The following is a 16,387-nucleotide window of genomic DNA, read 5'->3' as shown; positions in this document are numbered from 1 at the left end:
CGGTGCTCCGGGTTTGCGCTACGCTGGCCGCGTGCACACCCCTGTCGCCGCTCCACGCTCCGAGGCGTCTGGCCCGCGCATCCTCCTGGTGGATGACGACCCGGGCGTCCTCAAGGGACTGAGGGGCCTGCTGTCCGACGAGGGATTCTCCCCCGTGGAAGCCCGCTCCGCCGCCGAGGCTGTCCGCCTGCTCGACGCGCCTGGCCAACCGCCGGCGCTGATGCTGCTGGACCTGCGCATGCCCGGAGAGACAGGCTTGGAGCTGCTCGCGCGGCTGCCTCGGCCCCTTCCCCTCCCGGTGGTGGTGCTCTCTGGAGAGGCCTCGCCTGCCGAGGCCGTGCAGGCGCTGAAGCTAGGCGCCACCGACTTCGTGGAGAAACCGCCCTCGCCCGAGCGGCTGCTCACAGCGCTGCGCAACGCCCTGGCCCTGAGCGAGCTGCGGGAAGAGCAGCAGCGACTCCGGGAGGAGCTGGCCCGCCCCGGACATCTCGTAGGGGACAGCCCAGCCATGGAGTCGCTGCGCGCGCTCATCGCACGCGTGGGCCCGAGCGACACGGCCATCCTCATCACCGGCGAGACAGGCACGGGCAAGGAGCGCGTGGCGAGGGCGCTCCACCTGGCCTCTGGGCGCAAGGGGCGGCTGGTCGCGGTCAACTGCGCCGCCATCCCCGCCACGCTGCTGGAGAGCGAGCTGTTCGGCCACGAGCGGGGTGCCTTCTCGGGCGCCACCACGCGGAGGCTCGGCCGCATCGAGCAGGCGCACGGGGGCACGCTGTTCCTCGACGAGCTCGGGGACATGCCGCTGGAGCTCCAGGCCAAGCTGTTGCGCGTGCTGGAGACGAAGGAGGTGGAGCGACTGGGCGGAGGGCTGCCCATCCCCGTGAACGTGCGCATCCTCGCGGCCACGCACAGGGACCTCGTGCAGGCGGTGCGGGAGGGACGCTTCCGACAGGATTTGTACTTCCGGTTGAACGTGCTCCCCCTCTCGCTGCCACCCTTGCGCGAGCGGCCCGAGGACATCCTCCCGTTGGCGAGGGCCTTCGCCGCGGAGCTGGCCGGGTCGAACGTTCCGCTGGAGCTCGCGCCCGGAGCTGAGGAGGCCCTGCGTACCTGGCCCTGGCCGGGCAACGTGCGCGAGCTGCGCAACTTCATCGAGCGCCAGAACCTGCTGCGGGGAAACGGCCCGCTCACCCTCACGCCCGAGTCCCTCACGGGCCCGCGTCCCTGAAGGCCGCGACACCTTCGCAGCTCGTGCTGGGCCAGAAGAGCTACCGCGAGCACGTGGACGACTTCGAGCGCACGCTCATCAAAGCCGCGCTGGAGGAGGGAGGCAGCATCGCCGGGGCCGCGCGACTCCTGCAGGTGGACCGGGGCAACCTGCACCGCCGCATCAAGGCACTCGGTATCCCCGCGGCGTGACGCACCGGACGTTTCATTCCCCCAGCCAATAGAGGCTGCGCCGGGTGCGCAGCACCTGCTCCAAGAACTCCGAGAAAGAGTTGGCGACTGGCCCGCGGTAGTCCGGGTCAGGCCATGTCTCATGACACCCATCAATGAGCGGATATCGCCCGTCTATCTGTCGGCTTACGTCCAAGACGACATAGTTGCCGTCACGCACATAGCAGAAGGCATACATCGAAGCCGGGCCCCATTCGTCGGTGTCTTCACGCCGGATGGCCACCCGCGCTCGGACAATCTCCGAGAGGGACAGGATGGGCGTCTTGAACAACCGCGCGCCATTGCAATGCAGGGCCCATCCACTGCTCGAACGCTTCGATCTCCTCGGGCGTGGCGGGGGGAAGCGGGGCGTGCTGGCGCGAGACCTCTTCGAGCAGGAGGCTCATGGAAGGGCCATCGTCAGTTGTCCGTGTAGGGCTCCCTGCTCCGCGCCGACGTGTGTTGAAAGCGCTCCAGCGCGGGTCTGCTGTAGCAATGTAGCAAAGCACGTCACAGCGGCCCTGGAGGCACTGGAAGGGGGCAATCCGGCGCGGGCTGCGGCCCTCCTCGGCCTCTTGCTCTCGTAGGCCCCAATCCCCACAAGCAGGCAGGGGCTCCACGGAGGCCCGTGGGAGGCGGACAGGAGCGTGTGCCCTGGCGAGGTGTGGCTGGGGAGGGGCAGGTGGGGGAGCACGGGTGGGCGTACCGGCGGAGGCGGCCGGGTGGAGCGGGACTTCGCCCGGTACCTGGAGTGCGGCGTGCTGGCGCACGGCTTCGCGCGGGTACGCTGCGAGAGTTGCTCATGGCGGCCCACCTCCTCGAAACGCGACGGAGTGCTCATCGAGCGCATGGGAACATCAGCGCGAAGCTCCCGCGCAACCGCCCGGCGAGCGTCCAGGCTTGCCGGGAGGGCACCGGTCGTCCAACTCCGCCCAGGCGAGGCGCTGTGTCAGCGACCGCGCCTGAGTCGCCTGTCGTGCATCTGGCGGAGGGAGGCGGCTTCAGTAGCCCACCGAGGCGCTGTAGTTGAGCAGCCTGGTGCCGTAGTCGCCGCCCCACTGGTAGCCGTAGCGGCGCTCGGCCTCGATGTCCATGATGTTGTAGAACTTGCCGCCGGTGCGGTCGCTGAAGAAGCCCTTGTCCTGATTCAGCTCATAGAAGCGGTACCACATGGTGCTGCCGGACCTGGTCTGGATCGGGTTGTAGGAGTCGTCGGTGTTGCCCGAGGGGCGCTTCACATAGTCGGGAGGTACCTGCACACATTCCCCCATGAGGCTGGTCGAAACAGTTTTGATCACGATACATTTCAGCTTTTGCCGGACGGCATCACGGGCGTAAATCAGTCGTACCACCTGCGTAAGAATTACGTAGTTCATGACTCAGACGACATGGGCTATGCCTCTTGGTTCTATGAGGATGAGCAGGGAACACAGCTGAGCGCATTGCAGTTGTTTCTCGAGAGCATCTCCGCCCACATTGACAGTCAAATTGGCACAAAACTCATGCCGTCTTCCGAATGGATGTCCGAGCATCCAACGGGACGCGGTAAGAACAAGAGACGAACCAGCAGCGTCCACGCAATACCATTATTCTCCGCGTAGTAGTTCGAGGTGAATTAAGAGGAGCGGGAGACACCTTCCCGGGAGCACCGGTCATGCCCGTGGCCGCCATCTTCCGTATCCGTGCCACCACCCACTCGGGCTGCAGTCGCCTCCGGTGGATGAGGAGACGCCCCCGCGGCCCATCCAGCTCTCGCCCGAAGAGGTGACGTACCTTGAGGGACTGGTGCGAGACGGATGTGCGTAGGCCTGTAATATGTCCGGTGCTGCTGCGTTCATCCGGGCATGAACTCCGACTCCTCCCTGTCCACCAAGGCCCGTACCGCCGCGACCTACTCCGCCGCCGCGGATCACTTCGACGACGAGCCCCTCGCCTTCTGGGCGCGCACCGGCCAACGCACCGTTGATCGCATCCCTCTCCAGCCGGGCCACCGCGTCCTCGATGTCTGCTCCGGCAGCGGGGCGTCCGCCCTCCCCGCGGCCCGGGTCGTGGGTGCCACGGGCTCCGTGCTCGCCATCGACCTCGCCGGGGCGCTGCTCGAGCGCGGTCGCGCCAAGGCCCGCGCCCTTGGTCTGTCCAACATCGATTTCCGCTGCGCCGACTTCGAGGCCTTTCCCCTTATGCCCGAGCACTTCGACGCCGTCGTCTGCGTCTTCGGCATCTTCTTCGTGCCAGACATGCCCGCTGCCGTCCGCGGGCTGTGGCGAGCGCTGAAGCCGGGTGGCACCCTGGCCATCACCACCTGGGGCCCCGATGTCCTCGAGCCTGGCAACACCGCCTTCTGGAACGCCATCCGCGCCCACCGCCCCGACCTTTACAAGTCCTTCAACCCGTGGGAGCGGATCAACAACCCCCACGCCCTCCGAGCCATGCTCGCCGAGGCCGACGTCACTGCCCACACAGTCGAGGTCGAGTTCTCCCACCAACCCCTCGCGTCCCCGGACGACTGGTGGCGTATTGCCCTCGGCTCCGGCTACCGAGCCACCATCGACCAACTCGATGCCGCCACCCGCGAGGCCGTCAAGCGCGACACCCTCGCCCCCCTGCGCGAACGCCAGGTCCTCACTGCCGCAACCCACACGGTCCATGCCGTCGCGGTCAGGCCTGTGTCCTGATAAAGGCCCGATTTCGAGGAGCGGACGGAACTTCGTCTGTGGACGGCAGCGGCGACCGGGGCCTCCTTCGCTGCGGAAATGCCCAAGGACCTCGCCACCAGTCTGAGCGACGCGAAAATCGACGAGGACCGCTTTACGGCCCTTTGTGCCGAAGCTCTCCGGGCCGTCGATCCGGAGGCGACAGTGGCAGTCGCCGCTCCGTTCAAGGTTGCCGTTACCAGCCAGGGAGTAAGGCTGGTGGTTGGATTCGAGAACCCCTGGCGAGCTTCGCCGGGTAGCAGGGCACAGGCCGTTTGGAGCCAGGCTCAGCGCCTTCGGGATGCGGTCCAGGCTGCACTCGGCGAGGCCCTGGGGGAGCAGTCGGAGCTCGTTCCCCTGGTGAGGGGCGAGGTCGATGCATCCGTGCAGATGATCAAGGCGGGCAAGTACAACCAGATTGGAGAAAGGCTCGTCGGCGATCTGTGGGTCATCTATGCGTTCAACAAGCCCACCCACTTCATGCCCGTGACCGAAGCAGACCTGAAGCGGCTGAAGCTTGAAAGAGCACAGCTTCGGGCGACCGCTCTGAGGAACCTCAGGCAGCAGATTCCGCCAGTCGAGAAGCAGGGGAGCGCTGGTACCTGGATGTTCATCCTTCCCGAGACGGGCGGGAACTTCGAGGCAAGCTTGTTGCTGCTCGATGAGCTCTGGGATGGGAAGTCAACAGAGAGGGAGGGCGACTTCGTGGTCGCCGTTCCCGCACGAGACCTCCTCTTCGTTACAGGGTCACGGAGCAAGGCTGGGGTCGAGAAGGTTTTCGTGGGTACTCTCCCTTGCTCAGGTCGGCGACGCGACTCTTCTCCTCGTTCACTTCCACACCGAGCTTGGCGAGTTCCTCCCTCAGCCGCCGGACCACCGCTCCCTCCAGCCACGCGTACCCGCGGGTGGGGTCCACGAGGACAACCAGGTCGTCGGCGTAACGCGCGTACTGCACGTGCGTCCTCACCTTCTCCCTCGTCACCTCACGGGCCCGCTCCAGCATCCGGTCCACCTCGTTGAGGTAGAGGTTGCTGAGCACGGCGCCTCCCCATCCGCTACCCGCAAGCCCTCACGCCTCACCAGGGCGCGCACCTGAGAAATGGAGCGGGTGCGCGTGCGCACCAGCGCCTCGCGTACGGCCAGCTGCGCCCTCCTGTGTCGCTGCTCGTCCGAGGTGCGGTGCGCGGGCCGGTACGCCCCCAGCTTGCACGCCTCCGCCAAGGTGCGGGCGTCCCGCTTGTCTGTCTTTACCCGGCGGCTGCGCGTGGCGTACATGGGGGCTTTAGTTGGTGCCTTTCACCACCACCTCGTGGCCCCTCTCCTCCAGGCACCGCGCCACCCACTCCCTCTCGGTGGAAGCCTCCAGCAGCACCCGGGCCTTCGGGCGCTTGCTCAGCAGCTCCCCCAACCGCTCCCGTTGCGTCCTCACCCGCTGCTCCAGCACCACCTCTCCACCCTCGCCCAGAATGCACTCCTGGCTGTCCCGCTTGTGCACGTCGATGCCGATGTTCTCCATCTCCCACTTCCCCCACTTCGGCGCTCACCTCCGCACCGCCGCAAGGTTGGGCTCGGTGGGCCTCCACGCATGTGGCCGGCCTGCCGCTTCATCACCGCTATACGCCGTTGGCGAGATCGACGCCGTGCTGCTCGAGGAGAGCGCGCACACCGAGCACCGTGAAGCCCGGCTTCACATCTCGATGGTCACGCGCTTGACGTCGCGGCTCGCGGGCTTCGCCACGACGCGCACGATGGGCACGTCCTCGATTTTGTCGAAGCCGCGCACGGGGAATTCGAAGTCGTCGTCGCGGAGCGGATCGAACGGGAACTTCGGGCTCTTGGCCGTGTCCTCGAAGTAGCCCGGGTCGCCGATGAAGATCAGAAGTAGTGAGCGCGCATGTCGTCGAGCAGGCCCGGTTGCTCCGGCTTCCAGCCGAGTAGCTCACGCGTCGCCTTGCTCGAGACCCGGTTATCAAGCCCGACGACCATCGACATCCATCCGAAGTGAGCGCCTGCCTCCGCGGCTGGCACGCTCTTCGTCGGCACACCGGTGCCTTTGCTAATCATTTCCGCGATCGCGCGCATCGAGATGCCTTCCTCCGCGGTGCCGTGCAACACGGTTCCCGGCGGTGCGCTCTCGACGGCAAGCCGGTACAACCGCGCCGCATCGTCGCGATGCACCGCGGGCCAGTGATGGTTGCCCTCGTCGATGTAACCAGCGGCTTTCTTCTCGCGAGCGATATTGATCAGCATTGCGATGAAACCCTTGTCACCCGCGCCGTGCACCGTTGGAGCCAGCCGGATGACACTGCCACGCACTCCGCGCTTCGCGGCATCGACCACGAGACGTTCGGCCTGCAACCGGACCGTGAGTGGCGTGTTCTCCGACGACTCGTCCGTCTCGAACGCGACCTTGCCGGGCTTCGAAACCACCAGCGTGCCGTTCGTGCCGACGAACGCCTTGTTCGTGCCCGCCATGGCATCAAGCATCGCGCTGATCGCGTCGCGATCAATCTGGTTGATCTTCGGGAAGTCCGAGAAGTCCATGTGGAACGCCAGGTGGATCGTCGCATCGGTCGCACGGACGCCCTCGACGAGACATTTCGGGTCCCTGATGTCGCCGCGATAAACCTCCACGCCCTGCGCCTTCAACTTGTCGGCGCCTGCATCGCTGTGCGCCATGCCGAGGACACTGTGGCCGGCCCCGCGCAGCTCCTTCAGCACCGCCGTGCCGATCCAGCCAGTCGCGCCGGTGACGAACACTCGCATTGTCTTGGTCATGCGCGGACTGTAGGCTCGGGTTGCGTGTCCGAAAAGACGAGCACCCATACTGGTATGGCGACTACCACCCTCCCCACGTTCCTGCGCGACCGTCGCGAGCGCGTCCATCCCACAACCACCGCGCGCCGACGCACTCCCGGATTGCGCCGCGAGGAAGTCGCCGCCCGAGCCGGCGTGAGCGTCACCTGGTACACGTGGCTCGAACAAGGTCGCGGCGGCGTGCCGTCGGACGACGTGCTCGAACGCCTCGCCCGCGCCCTTGAGCTCGACGAGGCGAATCGCGAGATGCTGTTCCTGCTCGCGCACAACCGTCCGCCGCCGCGCAAGCCCGCGCCGTCCGCGGCGGTCACGCCGTCACTCCAGCTCGTGCTCGACAACCTCTCCATCCCCGCGTTCGTGAAGACGCCGACGTCGCAGATCGTCGCGTGGAATCGCGCGGCGGTCGCGGTGCTCGGCGATTACGCGGCGGTACCGGAGCGCGACCGCAACCTGCTGCGCCGGGTCTTCCAACCGGGTTCAGAAAACAAGGTGCACCACGTCGAAGACGTTCGCCGTACCTGTCTCGCGTCGTTTCGCGTCGACATCGCGCGTGCCGGCCAATCTGACGAGGCGACGGCGCTGATCGACGAATTGATGGAGACGAGCCCCGACTTTCGCCGCCTGTGGGATGAAGGTGAGATCCGGTCGCACGACGGGTTCCAGAAGCGGATCGTCCGTCCCGAGGTCGGTGAGATCGTGCTCAAGTCATCGGTGTTCTACGTCGAAGGCAGCGGCGGCCTTTCGATGTTCGTGTTCTCACCCGCGAACGAGGCAAGCGCGCGCGCCATCGCGCAGCTGGTTCAACGGTCCGGAACCTGAGCGAGAAGCCGCGCGAGCAGGTCTCTCAAGCGCGCTCCCCCAAGCAGGTGCGGAGGAGGCGAGCGAGGCGCCCCAGGCCGCGTTGGTGTTGAGGCTCAAGCTGCCACCTCGCTGGCGAAGGTAGGAAGAGCTCACCCAGAAACCGCGCGTCGCGTGGCGGGGCGTTTCGCATGGCGGAGCATGTACTCGAACAACTTCGGGTACCCCTCGAGCAGCTTCAACGTGTGCGCCAGGTGGAGGATCGACGCCAGGACCACATCGGCGGCGGTGAACGAGTCGCCCGCGATGAACTCACGGCCGTCGAGCCGGACGTCGAGCACCTTGAGCACGTCATCCAGGCGTGCGTGTTGCCGTGAGAGGTCCGCCTTCTTCTCCTCGGGCAGCTGCGTGTTCCAGTAGTGCTCGACGACCAACGGATCGAGCGTCACCTCGGCGAAGACGATCCACTGGAGATAGGGGCCTCGCTCGGCCGAGCCCACGGGCGGCGCCAGCCGCTTCTCGGGAAAGCGGTCGGCCAGATGGAGGCAGATCGCCAACGACTCGAAGAGCACGGTGGCTCCGTCCACCAGCACCGGGACCTCGCCGAGCGGGTGCAACGCCAGGTGGGCTGGGGTCGTGGTCTCTTGTTTCGACATGTCGAGCTTCACCAGCTCGTACGGCACTTCGAGTTCCTCGAGCAGCCAGCGGGCGCGGACCGCTCGGGTTCGCGGGGCGAAGTAGAGCTTCATCGGACTACTCCTGTTTGGGGTGAGCCACGACAACATGCCGTCCCCTCCCGCTTGGCGACAATGACCTCGCCCATGGACTCTTTGTCAGGTTATTCTTGACGATGATGATCTCGCCAGCCGACATGGTCCTCTTCGCGGCGGTCGTTCGTGAGGGCAGCTTCACGCGAGCGGCGCGCCAGCTGGGCATCACCAAGCAGACGGCCAGCGAGCGTATCGGCAAGTTGGAGGAGCAGCTCGGGGTGCGGCTGCTCGAGCGAACGACGCGGCGCCTGCGGATGACCGAGTCGGGAGCCACCTATTACGACCGGTGCGCCGCGATCGCCGCGCAGATCGACGAGGCCAACAACGAGGTGCAGCGACGGCAGGCGGAGCCCGTCGGGCTGCTGCGGGTGGCCTCGCCGATGCTCTACGGCCGCCGCTACCTGGCACCCGTGGTCGCGGACTTCCTCTCCCGCTACCCCAAGGCGAGCGTCGAGCTGGTGCTCGCCGATCGCCGCATCGACCTCATCGAGGAGGGACTGGATCTCGCGATTCGCATTGGGCCGATTGATGACGCGTCGCTGGTGGCGCGAAAGCTTGGAGAGGGTCCCAGATACTTCGTGGCGAGCCCCGGTTATCTCTCGAAGCACGGGATGCCGAGCGCGAAGGAGCTTCGCTCCGCACGCTGCATTGGCTTCAGCCCGTTCGAGACCTGGGAGGCCGAGAACGTGAAGACGCGGATCGATCCGGTGCTGACGGTGAACGACCTCGAGGTGGCGTGCGAGGCGGCGATCGCCGGTGTCGGCATCGCGCGGGTTCCGGACATCCTCTGCCGAGAGGCGGTCCGGGACGGACGGTTGAAGATCCTCTTCGGTCCCAGGCCCGCCATGGTGTGGAGCATGTATGCCGTCTACCCGAGCCGGGTGAATCTCCCGGCGAAGGTCCGCCTTTTCGTGGACGCGCTGGCGGCGCTGACCGGGCCGGTGTCGCCGCCCCACCGCGGCGGATCCAGGCGTCAGCACCGCGCCTGAAAAGCCCAGCAACCCCTTGAGGTTGCCGCGCTTCCCAGGTTGTCCCCGACGGCAATCAAACCCGTGGGCGGGGCGATGGAAAACCCCTGGGGCCGTGACATGTCGCGAATGTCGGCGACATGTGGCCGACGGCCATTCCCTCCCTCCCAGACCCTTCTCCAGGGGGTTGCAGAAGTCCCGAGGTCCTCGAGGTTCGTACGCTGGTCGTCGGCGCTGTGTGTCCTCCTTGGCGCATGCACCGCTCAGGACGCTACCCCCAACAGGGCTCCTGTCCTTCCTTCTGTGAAGCGGCCCTGGCACGGGCATCGAACCGACCTGTTTACGGGGGATCCATGGGGGACGACCTTCCTCCATCGGTCTGTGGAGGCCTCCCGGGTGATGACTGGAGTCACCAGGGGGACCGGGCCTCGGACTCGCCCGGATTCGGCCCTGGTGATGGTTCCGGGATGCCGAGGTTCAAGAACATCCGGCACTTGGGATTTCCTGGGAGCACCCCACGGTCCTGGCATGTCTCCTGCTGTAGACAGGACTCGCGCAACCTGACTCCCGAAGGTGGGCCCATGAAGGCTGGATTCAAGTCCCCGAAGTTCTCCCTGCCTACCAACAACCCCTTGACCAGGAGCCCGACGCCGCCGCCGAAGCCCTCCGTGCCCAGCAAGCTGGCCCCCCCCGCCGAGAACGTCGAACGTGTTCGCCTGCGTGAGGTGTGGAGGCTGGCGCCGGGTGTTGGCGTACGTGAAGGGACCGGCGGGCTTGGGCAGCTGGGGGGCAACGATGGATTGGTGCTTCGAGCGGGACCGGGAGACAGACTCGCACGGCACGCTCACGCGGGGAGAGGCACCCGGGGCGATGCGTATTTCACCAGAAACTGGAGTGTGGACTCCGGGCCATGAGAAACCAAGAACAACCTGGATGCATTGGTCCAGATTGACAAATCATACATTTTCCGGAATAAATTATAAGACTTGAATTCAAAAGAACTCCCGGCATCCAGGACCCCTGGCTGCTGCTCGGGAGCGCCTCGCCTGGCGGGACAGGGAGTCGCAAGGTGGCCGTCTGGCGTCAAGACCAAGAAGAGCTGAACCCGTCGTCGCAACCAGTAGCACACAACCAACAAAAGGAGTTGAACCGTGTTCAAGGCATTGAAGGCTGGATTTTTCGGACTGGCCCTGGGAGCGTTGGGCGCCGTGGCGCTTCCCACACAGGAGGCCGAGGCGCAGGGCCCCATTATGCCGGAGAATCCCTCCAACTGGTGCTGTTCGAGCTGCAACCCCAGATATCAGAACTGCGTGAACAGCGCTGGAAACAACCCGTCGATCATCGCGGGATGTGTGCAGGTCCGCAGCGCATGTGAGAGCGCCTGTCGCCGCACCTGCTGAGCCCCCGCCAGAAGCGGCCACGGTGCGGCTCCGGATGTACCGGGTCACGATGAGCAGCCGCTTCGCCTGAGCGCACGCGCCGGGCGGAAGCCGGTCCGGGGCTTCCAGGCCATGGCCGAGGACCCGGACATGAAGCTGCTCGAGCGTGAGTTTCCCGCCTTGGCCGGGCTGGTCTATACGTACGGAGGCTCGTACCGGAGAGCCGAGCTCCGCATGCTCGGCAACGTCCTGCGGCACTACTTCGACGCCCCGGATTTCGAGAGTGGCTTCGAGGCCTTCGTCCGGTGTGTCCAGACCGAGCCGCTCGACTGGTTTCGCGGATGGAGGGTCCTCTCCTGCACCGTGCGCCCGGAGCGCGCGGGAGCATAAGAAAAATGGGAGGCCGGTTGAAGGTGAGGGCGACCTCGACCGGCTCGCCTCCCTGTGCCTGCAAAAGGCCGCACCAGCACAGCCCCTCGCTGGCGTAGCGGCCACCTGCCGGCGAGCCACCCTCGCTCATCTCCCGGTGGCTCGCCGTCCGGCCCATTCCATCACCCAGTGTGGTGACTCCATCCTCTCCGCGTGACCATCAACAAGCGTGCTCACATCTCCATCAACAAGCCTGCGCGGTAACAGTAGGTGCCTGGAATCACAATGGGTGATCAGTATGAGAACCACACCCCATGGGCAGTTTGTCTCCAGGTCCGACCGGGATGGCGGACCTTCATGGTTGAGGTGAAAGCGCCGTAGGCGCGGTCGAAAGATGTGCTAGCGCTGTAGCGTCAGCAGACCCGGAAGGTATGGCAGACGACCGTAGTCACCACCAGAGTTGGGATTGCGTCCCTGATACAGCAATTGCAGATTGCACGCGTCGACGGTCATGGTCTGGTCGGGGTTGCTGCGGACCAGATCGCCGTGGCTGATGTCATTGGTCCAGGTGGCGCCGCTGTTGGCCTTGCCGGCGAAGGGGTTGCTCTCGGTTGCGGCCTGCGGCGTCCACGATCCGGCAAGACTGGTTGCCGTGAACGAGCGGAAGTATCTGCCGTTGGCGCCGATTGCCTCGACGATCATGAGGTACTGGTTCTGGCCCTGGACCTTGTAGACCTGAACGGCCTCGAACAGGTTGTTCGTAGTGTCGCTCAAGACGATTGTCGACGCCGTACCGAAGCTGGCCGGGAAGTTGCCGATCGGCATACTGGCTCGGTAGATCTTCCCATTGTCCCCGGCGAAGAACAGGTACATGTTCGTGTCGTCGCCGATCAGCGTCGGGTCGATGGGCCCGGTGCTGGAACCGGAGATCGTTCCGGAGAACAGCTCGCGCGGGGACGACCACCCATTCGCGTTGCTGGGGTCGGTCGACGTCCGGTAGACGAAAGCGGTTGCGCCCCACTGGTAGGCCAGTACCCAGATGTTCTTCGGGGCGAAGTAGAAGAGCGTGGGGGCGACGGCGGAAGAGGACATCCCGTTCTGGGGGGCGGTGGCCATGTCAGACCAGTTGGTGAAGAGGCCGAAGTTCATCGAACCCCACGACGTTCCCGTGTCGTGCGTCGTCGCGTAGACGAGATGCTTGCCGTTGTAGACGACGTTGGTGAAGTCCTTGAGCGAGACCCAGCCCGGTTTCGGACTCGCGAGAGGTCCCGTCGAAGTCCAACGGTACGTCGAAGGAAGGGCGCACGTCCCGCCCGACGAATTGTTGACGAACGAAGCGTCGTCGATGAAGAAGCTGTCGGTGCCGGCAAGCGTCTCCACATAGAGCGTCGCGGATGACAACGTCCCGGTCCAGGACACGGTTGTGGTGCCGGTCAGCTGCGTCCAAGCGGATGCGTTCACCGTGCCCTGCGCCAGGGTGATGTAGTTCGTCGTCCCGTTGGCGGTCAAAGCCAGAGTGACCTTGCCGGTGGGGGCTCCGCTCTGCGTTCGCATCCATACGCTCGTCGTGAAACTGGCGCCATTGGCCAGCAGGGATGTCACACTCTGGCTCGGTCCGTTCCACGAAGCCGTGCGGCCCGTGTACGACAGCGACCGCGTGCCGCCATGGACGACACTCGTGTTCGATGCCGGCGTTCCAGCGCCCATGGCAGACCAACCGGTCGTGCCGCTTTCCATGCCGGCGTTCGTCAGAAGATTCCCACTCGCCGCGATGGCGGGGGCAGCATCAACCGGTACTGCCCCGAGCGAGGCCCGCGTCAGTGCAACGGCCGGAGCCGGCCGGAACGTGAACAGAAGAAGGAGGGACAGCCCCAGCGTCGTAAGGAGGGATGACCTCGATCGCCGCTCTTGATGGGACGCTGGCTCGCCGAGACCTGGAAATGTGAGCGCTAACATTTTAGCGGAACCGATTGCCACGTTCCTTCGACTCATGGGGATCCTCCGGTGGGGTAGGGGCGCTCGGGGCGAACATCAGCGCCCGAGTCACGCCAGCGTGGATCTATGAGGGCTTTCTGTCAAGACTGCAAATCATGATTATTCTGGAAGTGTATTATGGCATTCATGTAACCATCCTCGGCTTCGACGTGGAATGGGGGACGCGCGTAGCCCCGACCGCAAACTGCTGTCCGTGCAGCTCTGGCATCCTCAACGGCGTGGTGGTGTCCGAGGTCTTCGAGCCACCAGGGCCATTCCTCACGGTGGAGAGCTTCACCCGGTTGGTGCTCGAGTTCATCGCCCAGCACGGCCTCTCGGTGCCCATGCGCAAGCGCCGGCCTCGTAAGGCGTACCTCGTGGCGCACTTCGCGGCAGCGGAGCTCAGCAAGTTCAAGGACCCGATGGACGAGCTGCTCATGCCTTGCGCGCCCTCCACGGGGGTCGAGTGGAGGTCTTCATCCGTGGACTCTATCCCGCGCCCCTGGTGGAGCGTGACGTGGTGAGCCTCTATCCCAGCGCCGCTCGCCACCAACCACTGCCGCACGAGAAGACGAAGTGGGTACACGTAACGACCGCGGACGAGGTGCATACCCTGGAGTGCTCAGCGACAACTACACCTCCCCATCAACGACAATTACACCTCCCCATCCAGAGTGACGGCAGCCGTCGGTAGAAACCCGGTGACTCCGGAGGTTCGGATGGACGGGTGAGGACGACGGATGCCCAGGTGAGGAAGCTGATGGAAGAGATGGCGAAGCACGGTCGCCTCGGGCTGGCGTCGGCCCGGGCGGGGATGGACCGCAAGACGGCACGCAAGTACGTGAAGGAGGGGAAGTTCCCCTCGGAGCTCAAGCAGGAGCGCACCTGGAGGACACGGGAGGACCCGTTCGAGGAGCAGTGGGACAGCCTGGCCGAGCGGCTGAAGGAGGCGCCGGAGCTGGAGGCCAAGACGCTCTTCGAGGAGCTGTGTGCTCGCGAGCCGGGCCGCTACAAGCCGGGGCAGCTGCGCACGTTGCAGCGGCGAGTGCGCCAGTGGAGAGCGCAGCAGGGACCGGAGAAGCAGGTGTTCTTCGCCCAGGAGCATCGGCCCGGGGAAGCGATGCAGACGGACTTCACCTGGGCCAAGGAGTTGGAGGTGACGGTGGGAGGCGAGCCCTTCGCGCACCTGCTGTGCCACCCGGTGCTGCCCTACTCCAACTGGGAATGGGCGACGGTGTGCCACTCGGAGTCCATGGCGGCCATCAAGCGAGGAGTGCAGGCGGCCGTCTTCCGGCTGGGGAAGGTGCCGCGCTACCACCAGACGGACAACTCCACCAGCGCCACGCACGACCTGCGCAACGGCAAGCGGGGCTTCAACGCCGAGTACCTCGCGCTCATGAAGCACCTGGGCATGGAGCCGCGCACCATTGAAGTGGGGAAGAAGGAGCAGAACGGGGACGTGGAGGCGCTCAACGGCGCGCTCAAACGCCGGCTATTGCAGCACCTGCTGATGCGCGGCAGCCGGGATTTCGAGAGCGCCGCGGCGTACGAGAGCTGGGTGCAGAGCGTGCTGGAGAAGGCCAACCGGCTGCGCGGCGCGAAGGTGGAGGAGGAGCTCGCGGCGATGAGGCCGCTGTCGGTGCAGCGGCTGGTGGAGTACAGCGAGCTGGAGGTAGTCGTCACGGCATGGAGCACCATCCGGGTGCAGCACAACACGTACTCGGTACCCTCGCGGCTGGTGGGCCAGCGCGTGCGGGTGCGCGTGTACGACGACAGGCTGGAGGTGCTGCACGCGGGAAAGCCGCAGCTGGTGGTGGACAGGCTGGTGGGCCGCAACGGACACCGCATCAACTACCGGCACATCATCTGGTCGCTGGTGCAGAAGCCAGGGGCCTTCGCGCAGTACCGCTACCGGGAGGACCTCTTCCCCTCGCTGGTATTCCGCCAGGCGTATGACGAGCTGCAGCGGGTGCACGAGGGGAGAGCCGCGGATGTGGAGTACCTGCGGATTCTTCACCTTTCGGCCTCCACGCTGGAGTCCCAGGTGGAGCAGGTGCTGACGCGACTGCTGGCCGAGGGCGGACTGCGCGGTGCCGAGCAGGTGAAGGCGCTGGTGGCGCCAGCCAGGCCCGAGGTGCCCGAGCTGGCACAGCCCGAGGTGGACCTGAGCAGCTATGACGCGCTGCTGGTGGCGCAGCGGGAGGTGGCCTCATGAGCACCACCTCCACGTCCCTGCGAGCAGCGGCGAGCGCCGCCGACGAGCAGCAGCAGACGCTGGCCATGCTGCTGCGAGCGCTGAAGCTGCCTGCGTTTGCAGCCCACCACGAGGAGCTGGCCAGGCGCGCCGGGCAGGAGGGATGGACGTGCCCGCACTACCTGCGCCAACTGGTGGAGCTGGAGCTGAGCGAGCGCCGGGGCCGGCGGATAGAGCGACTGCTCAAGGCCTCGGGGCTGTCCACGGACAAGACGCTCGCCACGCTCGAGCAGGAGAAGCTGCCGGCCAAGGTGCGCCGCCAGCTACCGGCCCTGTGCGAGGGCGGCTTCGTCGAGCGCGCGGAGAACGTGCTGGCCTTCGGGCTGCCGGGCCGCGGCAAGACGCACGTGGTGAGCGCCATAGGCCACGAGCTGGTGCAGCGCGGTTACGAGGTGCTCTTCATCCCGGCGGTGCTGCTGGTGCAGCGACTGCTCTCGGCCAAGAAGAGCCTCTTGCTGGAGAAGGAGCTGCGGCGGCTGGACGGGTACGACGCGGTCATCATCGACGACATCGGCTACATCCAGCAGGACAGGGAGGAGATGGAGGTGCTGTTTACCTTCCTGGCCCAGCGCTACGAGCGCAGGAGCGTCCTGATTACGAGCAACCTGGTGTTTTCGCAGTGGGACCGAATCTTCAAGGACGCGATGACGACGGCGGCGGCGATTGACCGGGTGGTGCACCACGCGCTGATTCTGGAGCTCACCGGGGAGAGCTACCGCAGCGAGAAGGCCAGGAGCCGGGAGACGGCCGACAAGGCCCCGCGCAAGGCGCCCGGGGACGAGTAACAGCCTGTCCACAGGTTTTGAGTCTCCCCCCGGGCCCCCTCATCCACAGCCCTGCCCACAGCACAGGAGGTGACCGACCCAGAGGCTTCGATGGACGTGACGACGACTACGGCGACGACGAAGTGAACGCAGTCAGGGCATCA

Annotated in this window: 17 protein-coding genes and 2 pseudogenes; 11 read left to right on the top strand and 8 right to left on the bottom strand. The window is 65.8% G+C overall.

What is annotated here, in order from left to right:
* The first annotated feature begins 13 nt into the window (after positions 1-13).
* Complete coding sequence (locus F0U60_RS10855; RefSeq protein WP_395817612.1) at positions 14-1,228, top strand: sigma-54-dependent transcriptional regulator; 1,215 nt, start codon at positions 14-16, stop codon at positions 1,226-1,228.
* Between the two features lie 23 nt (positions 1,229-1,251).
* Positions 1,252-1,419, top strand: a complete 168-nt coding sequence (locus tag F0U60_RS10850; protein WP_395817609.1) for a helix-turn-helix domain-containing protein — start codon at positions 1,252-1,254, stop codon at positions 1,417-1,419.
* Between the two features lie 13 nt (positions 1,420-1,432).
* Here F0U60_RS10850 and F0U60_RS10845 read toward each other — a convergent pair.
* Positions 1,433-1,844, bottom strand: a pseudogene (locus F0U60_RS10845) (SMI1/KNR4 family protein).
* 594 nt (positions 1,845-2,438) lie between these two features.
* On the bottom strand, positions 2,439-2,696 hold the full coding sequence (locus tag F0U60_RS10840) for a pectate lyase (RefSeq protein WP_395817607.1): 258 nt from the start codon (positions 2,694-2,696) through the stop codon (positions 2,439-2,441).
* A 585-nt stretch (positions 2,697-3,281) separates the two neighbouring features.
* Here F0U60_RS10840 and F0U60_RS10835 point away from each other — a divergent pair.
* Complete coding sequence (locus tag F0U60_RS10835; RefSeq protein ID WP_395817604.1) at positions 3,282-4,112, top strand: class I SAM-dependent methyltransferase; 831 nt, start codon at positions 3,282-3,284, stop codon at positions 4,110-4,112.
* Between the two features lie 78 nt (positions 4,113-4,190).
* Positions 4,191-4,835, top strand: a pseudogene (locus F0U60_RS10830) (hypothetical protein); the annotation flags it as partial.
* Positions 4,836-4,869: 34 nt separating this feature from the next.
* On the opposite strand, the gene F0U60_RS10825 reads toward F0U60_RS10830, so the two are convergent.
* The 4 genes from F0U60_RS10825 to F0U60_RS10810 form a co-directional block, all read right to left on the bottom strand.
* Positions 4,870-5,169, bottom strand: coding sequence for a reverse transcriptase domain-containing protein (locus tag F0U60_RS10825; RefSeq protein ID WP_395817601.1), 300 nt, complete (start codon positions 5,167-5,169; stop codon positions 4,870-4,872).
* Entirely contained in the window at positions 5,109-5,405 is a 297-nt protein-coding gene (locus F0U60_RS10820; protein WP_395817598.1) for a hypothetical protein, read from the bottom strand. The genes F0U60_RS10825 and F0U60_RS10820 overlap by 61 nt, the downstream gene beginning before the upstream one ends.
* Before the next feature lie 7 nt (positions 5,406-5,412).
* A complete protein-coding gene (locus F0U60_RS10815) occupies positions 5,413-5,646 on the bottom strand; it encodes a hypothetical protein (RefSeq protein WP_395817595.1) in 234 nt (77 codons plus the stop codon).
* Between the two features lie 359 nt (positions 5,647-6,005).
* On the bottom strand, positions 6,006-6,908 hold the full coding sequence (locus F0U60_RS10810) for an SDR family oxidoreductase (RefSeq protein WP_395817592.1): 903 nt from the start codon (positions 6,906-6,908) through the stop codon (positions 6,006-6,008).
* Positions 6,909-6,962: 54 nt separating this feature from the next.
* Between F0U60_RS10810 and F0U60_RS10805 the strand changes: the two genes are divergently transcribed.
* On the top strand, positions 6,963-7,766 hold the full coding sequence (locus tag F0U60_RS10805) for a helix-turn-helix transcriptional regulator (RefSeq protein WP_395817590.1): 804 nt from the start codon (positions 6,963-6,965) through the stop codon (positions 7,764-7,766).
* 131 nt (positions 7,767-7,897) lie between these two features.
* Here the strand turns inward: F0U60_RS10805 and F0U60_RS10800 are convergent, their stop codons facing one another.
* Positions 7,898-8,494, bottom strand: coding sequence for a glutathione S-transferase family protein (locus tag F0U60_RS10800; protein ID WP_395817587.1), 597 nt, complete (start codon positions 8,492-8,494; stop codon positions 7,898-7,900).
* A gap of 101 nt (positions 8,495-8,595) precedes the next feature.
* On the opposite strand from F0U60_RS10800, the gene F0U60_RS10795 reads away from it, so the two are divergent.
* Together F0U60_RS10795 and F0U60_RS10790 are read left to right on the top strand one after the other, a co-directional pair.
* Entirely contained in the window at positions 8,596-9,504 is a 909-nt protein-coding gene (locus F0U60_RS10795; protein ID WP_395817584.1) for a LysR family transcriptional regulator, read from the top strand.
* Positions 9,505-10,994: 1,490 nt separating this feature from the next.
* On the top strand, positions 10,995-11,252 hold the full coding sequence (locus F0U60_RS10790) for a hypothetical protein (RefSeq protein WP_395817582.1): 258 nt from the start codon (positions 10,995-10,997) through the stop codon (positions 11,250-11,252).
* 378 nt (positions 11,253-11,630) lie between these two features.
* On the opposite strand, the gene F0U60_RS10785 is transcribed toward F0U60_RS10790, so the two are convergent.
* Positions 11,631-13,187, bottom strand: coding sequence for a non-reducing end alpha-L-arabinofuranosidase family hydrolase (locus F0U60_RS10785; RefSeq protein ID WP_395825172.1), 1,557 nt, complete (start codon positions 13,185-13,187; stop codon positions 11,631-11,633).
* Between the two features lie 134 nt (positions 13,188-13,321).
* Here F0U60_RS10785 and F0U60_RS10780 point away from each other — a divergent pair, with 134 nt between their 5' ends.
* The 4 genes from F0U60_RS10780 to istB are packed head-to-tail and all read left to right on the top strand — an operon-like array spanning position 13,322 to position 16,244.
* Entirely contained in the window at positions 13,322-13,729 is a 408-nt protein-coding gene (locus F0U60_RS10780; RefSeq protein ID WP_395817579.1) for a hypothetical protein, read from the top strand.
* A complete protein-coding gene (locus tag F0U60_RS10775) occupies positions 13,672-13,899 on the top strand; it encodes a hypothetical protein (protein WP_395817576.1) in 228 nt (75 codons plus the stop codon). Before F0U60_RS10780 ends, F0U60_RS10775 begins: the two co-directional genes overlap by 58 nt.
* A gap of 33 nt (positions 13,900-13,932) precedes the next feature.
* Positions 13,933-15,420 (top strand): IS21 family transposase, encoded by a 1,488-nt coding sequence (gene istA, locus F0U60_RS10770; protein ID WP_395804709.1) that lies wholly within the window; start codon positions 13,933-13,935, stop codon positions 15,418-15,420.
* Positions 15,417-16,244: an IS21-like element helper ATPase IstB gene (gene istB, locus F0U60_RS10765; RefSeq protein ID WP_395817573.1), complete on the top strand. Its 828-nt coding sequence runs from the start codon at positions 15,417-15,419 to the stop codon at positions 16,242-16,244. The genes istA and istB overlap by 4 nt, the downstream gene beginning before the upstream one ends.
* Positions 16,245-16,387 lie beyond the last annotated feature (143 nt).

This window comes from Archangium minus (genome assembly GCF_044360475.1).
Classification (GTDB): domain Bacteria; phylum Myxococcota; class Myxococcia; order Myxococcales; family Myxococcaceae; genus Archangium; species Archangium minus.
Note: the sequence above shows the minus strand (reverse complement) of the source record. Positions and strands in the feature narration are given on the sequence as shown.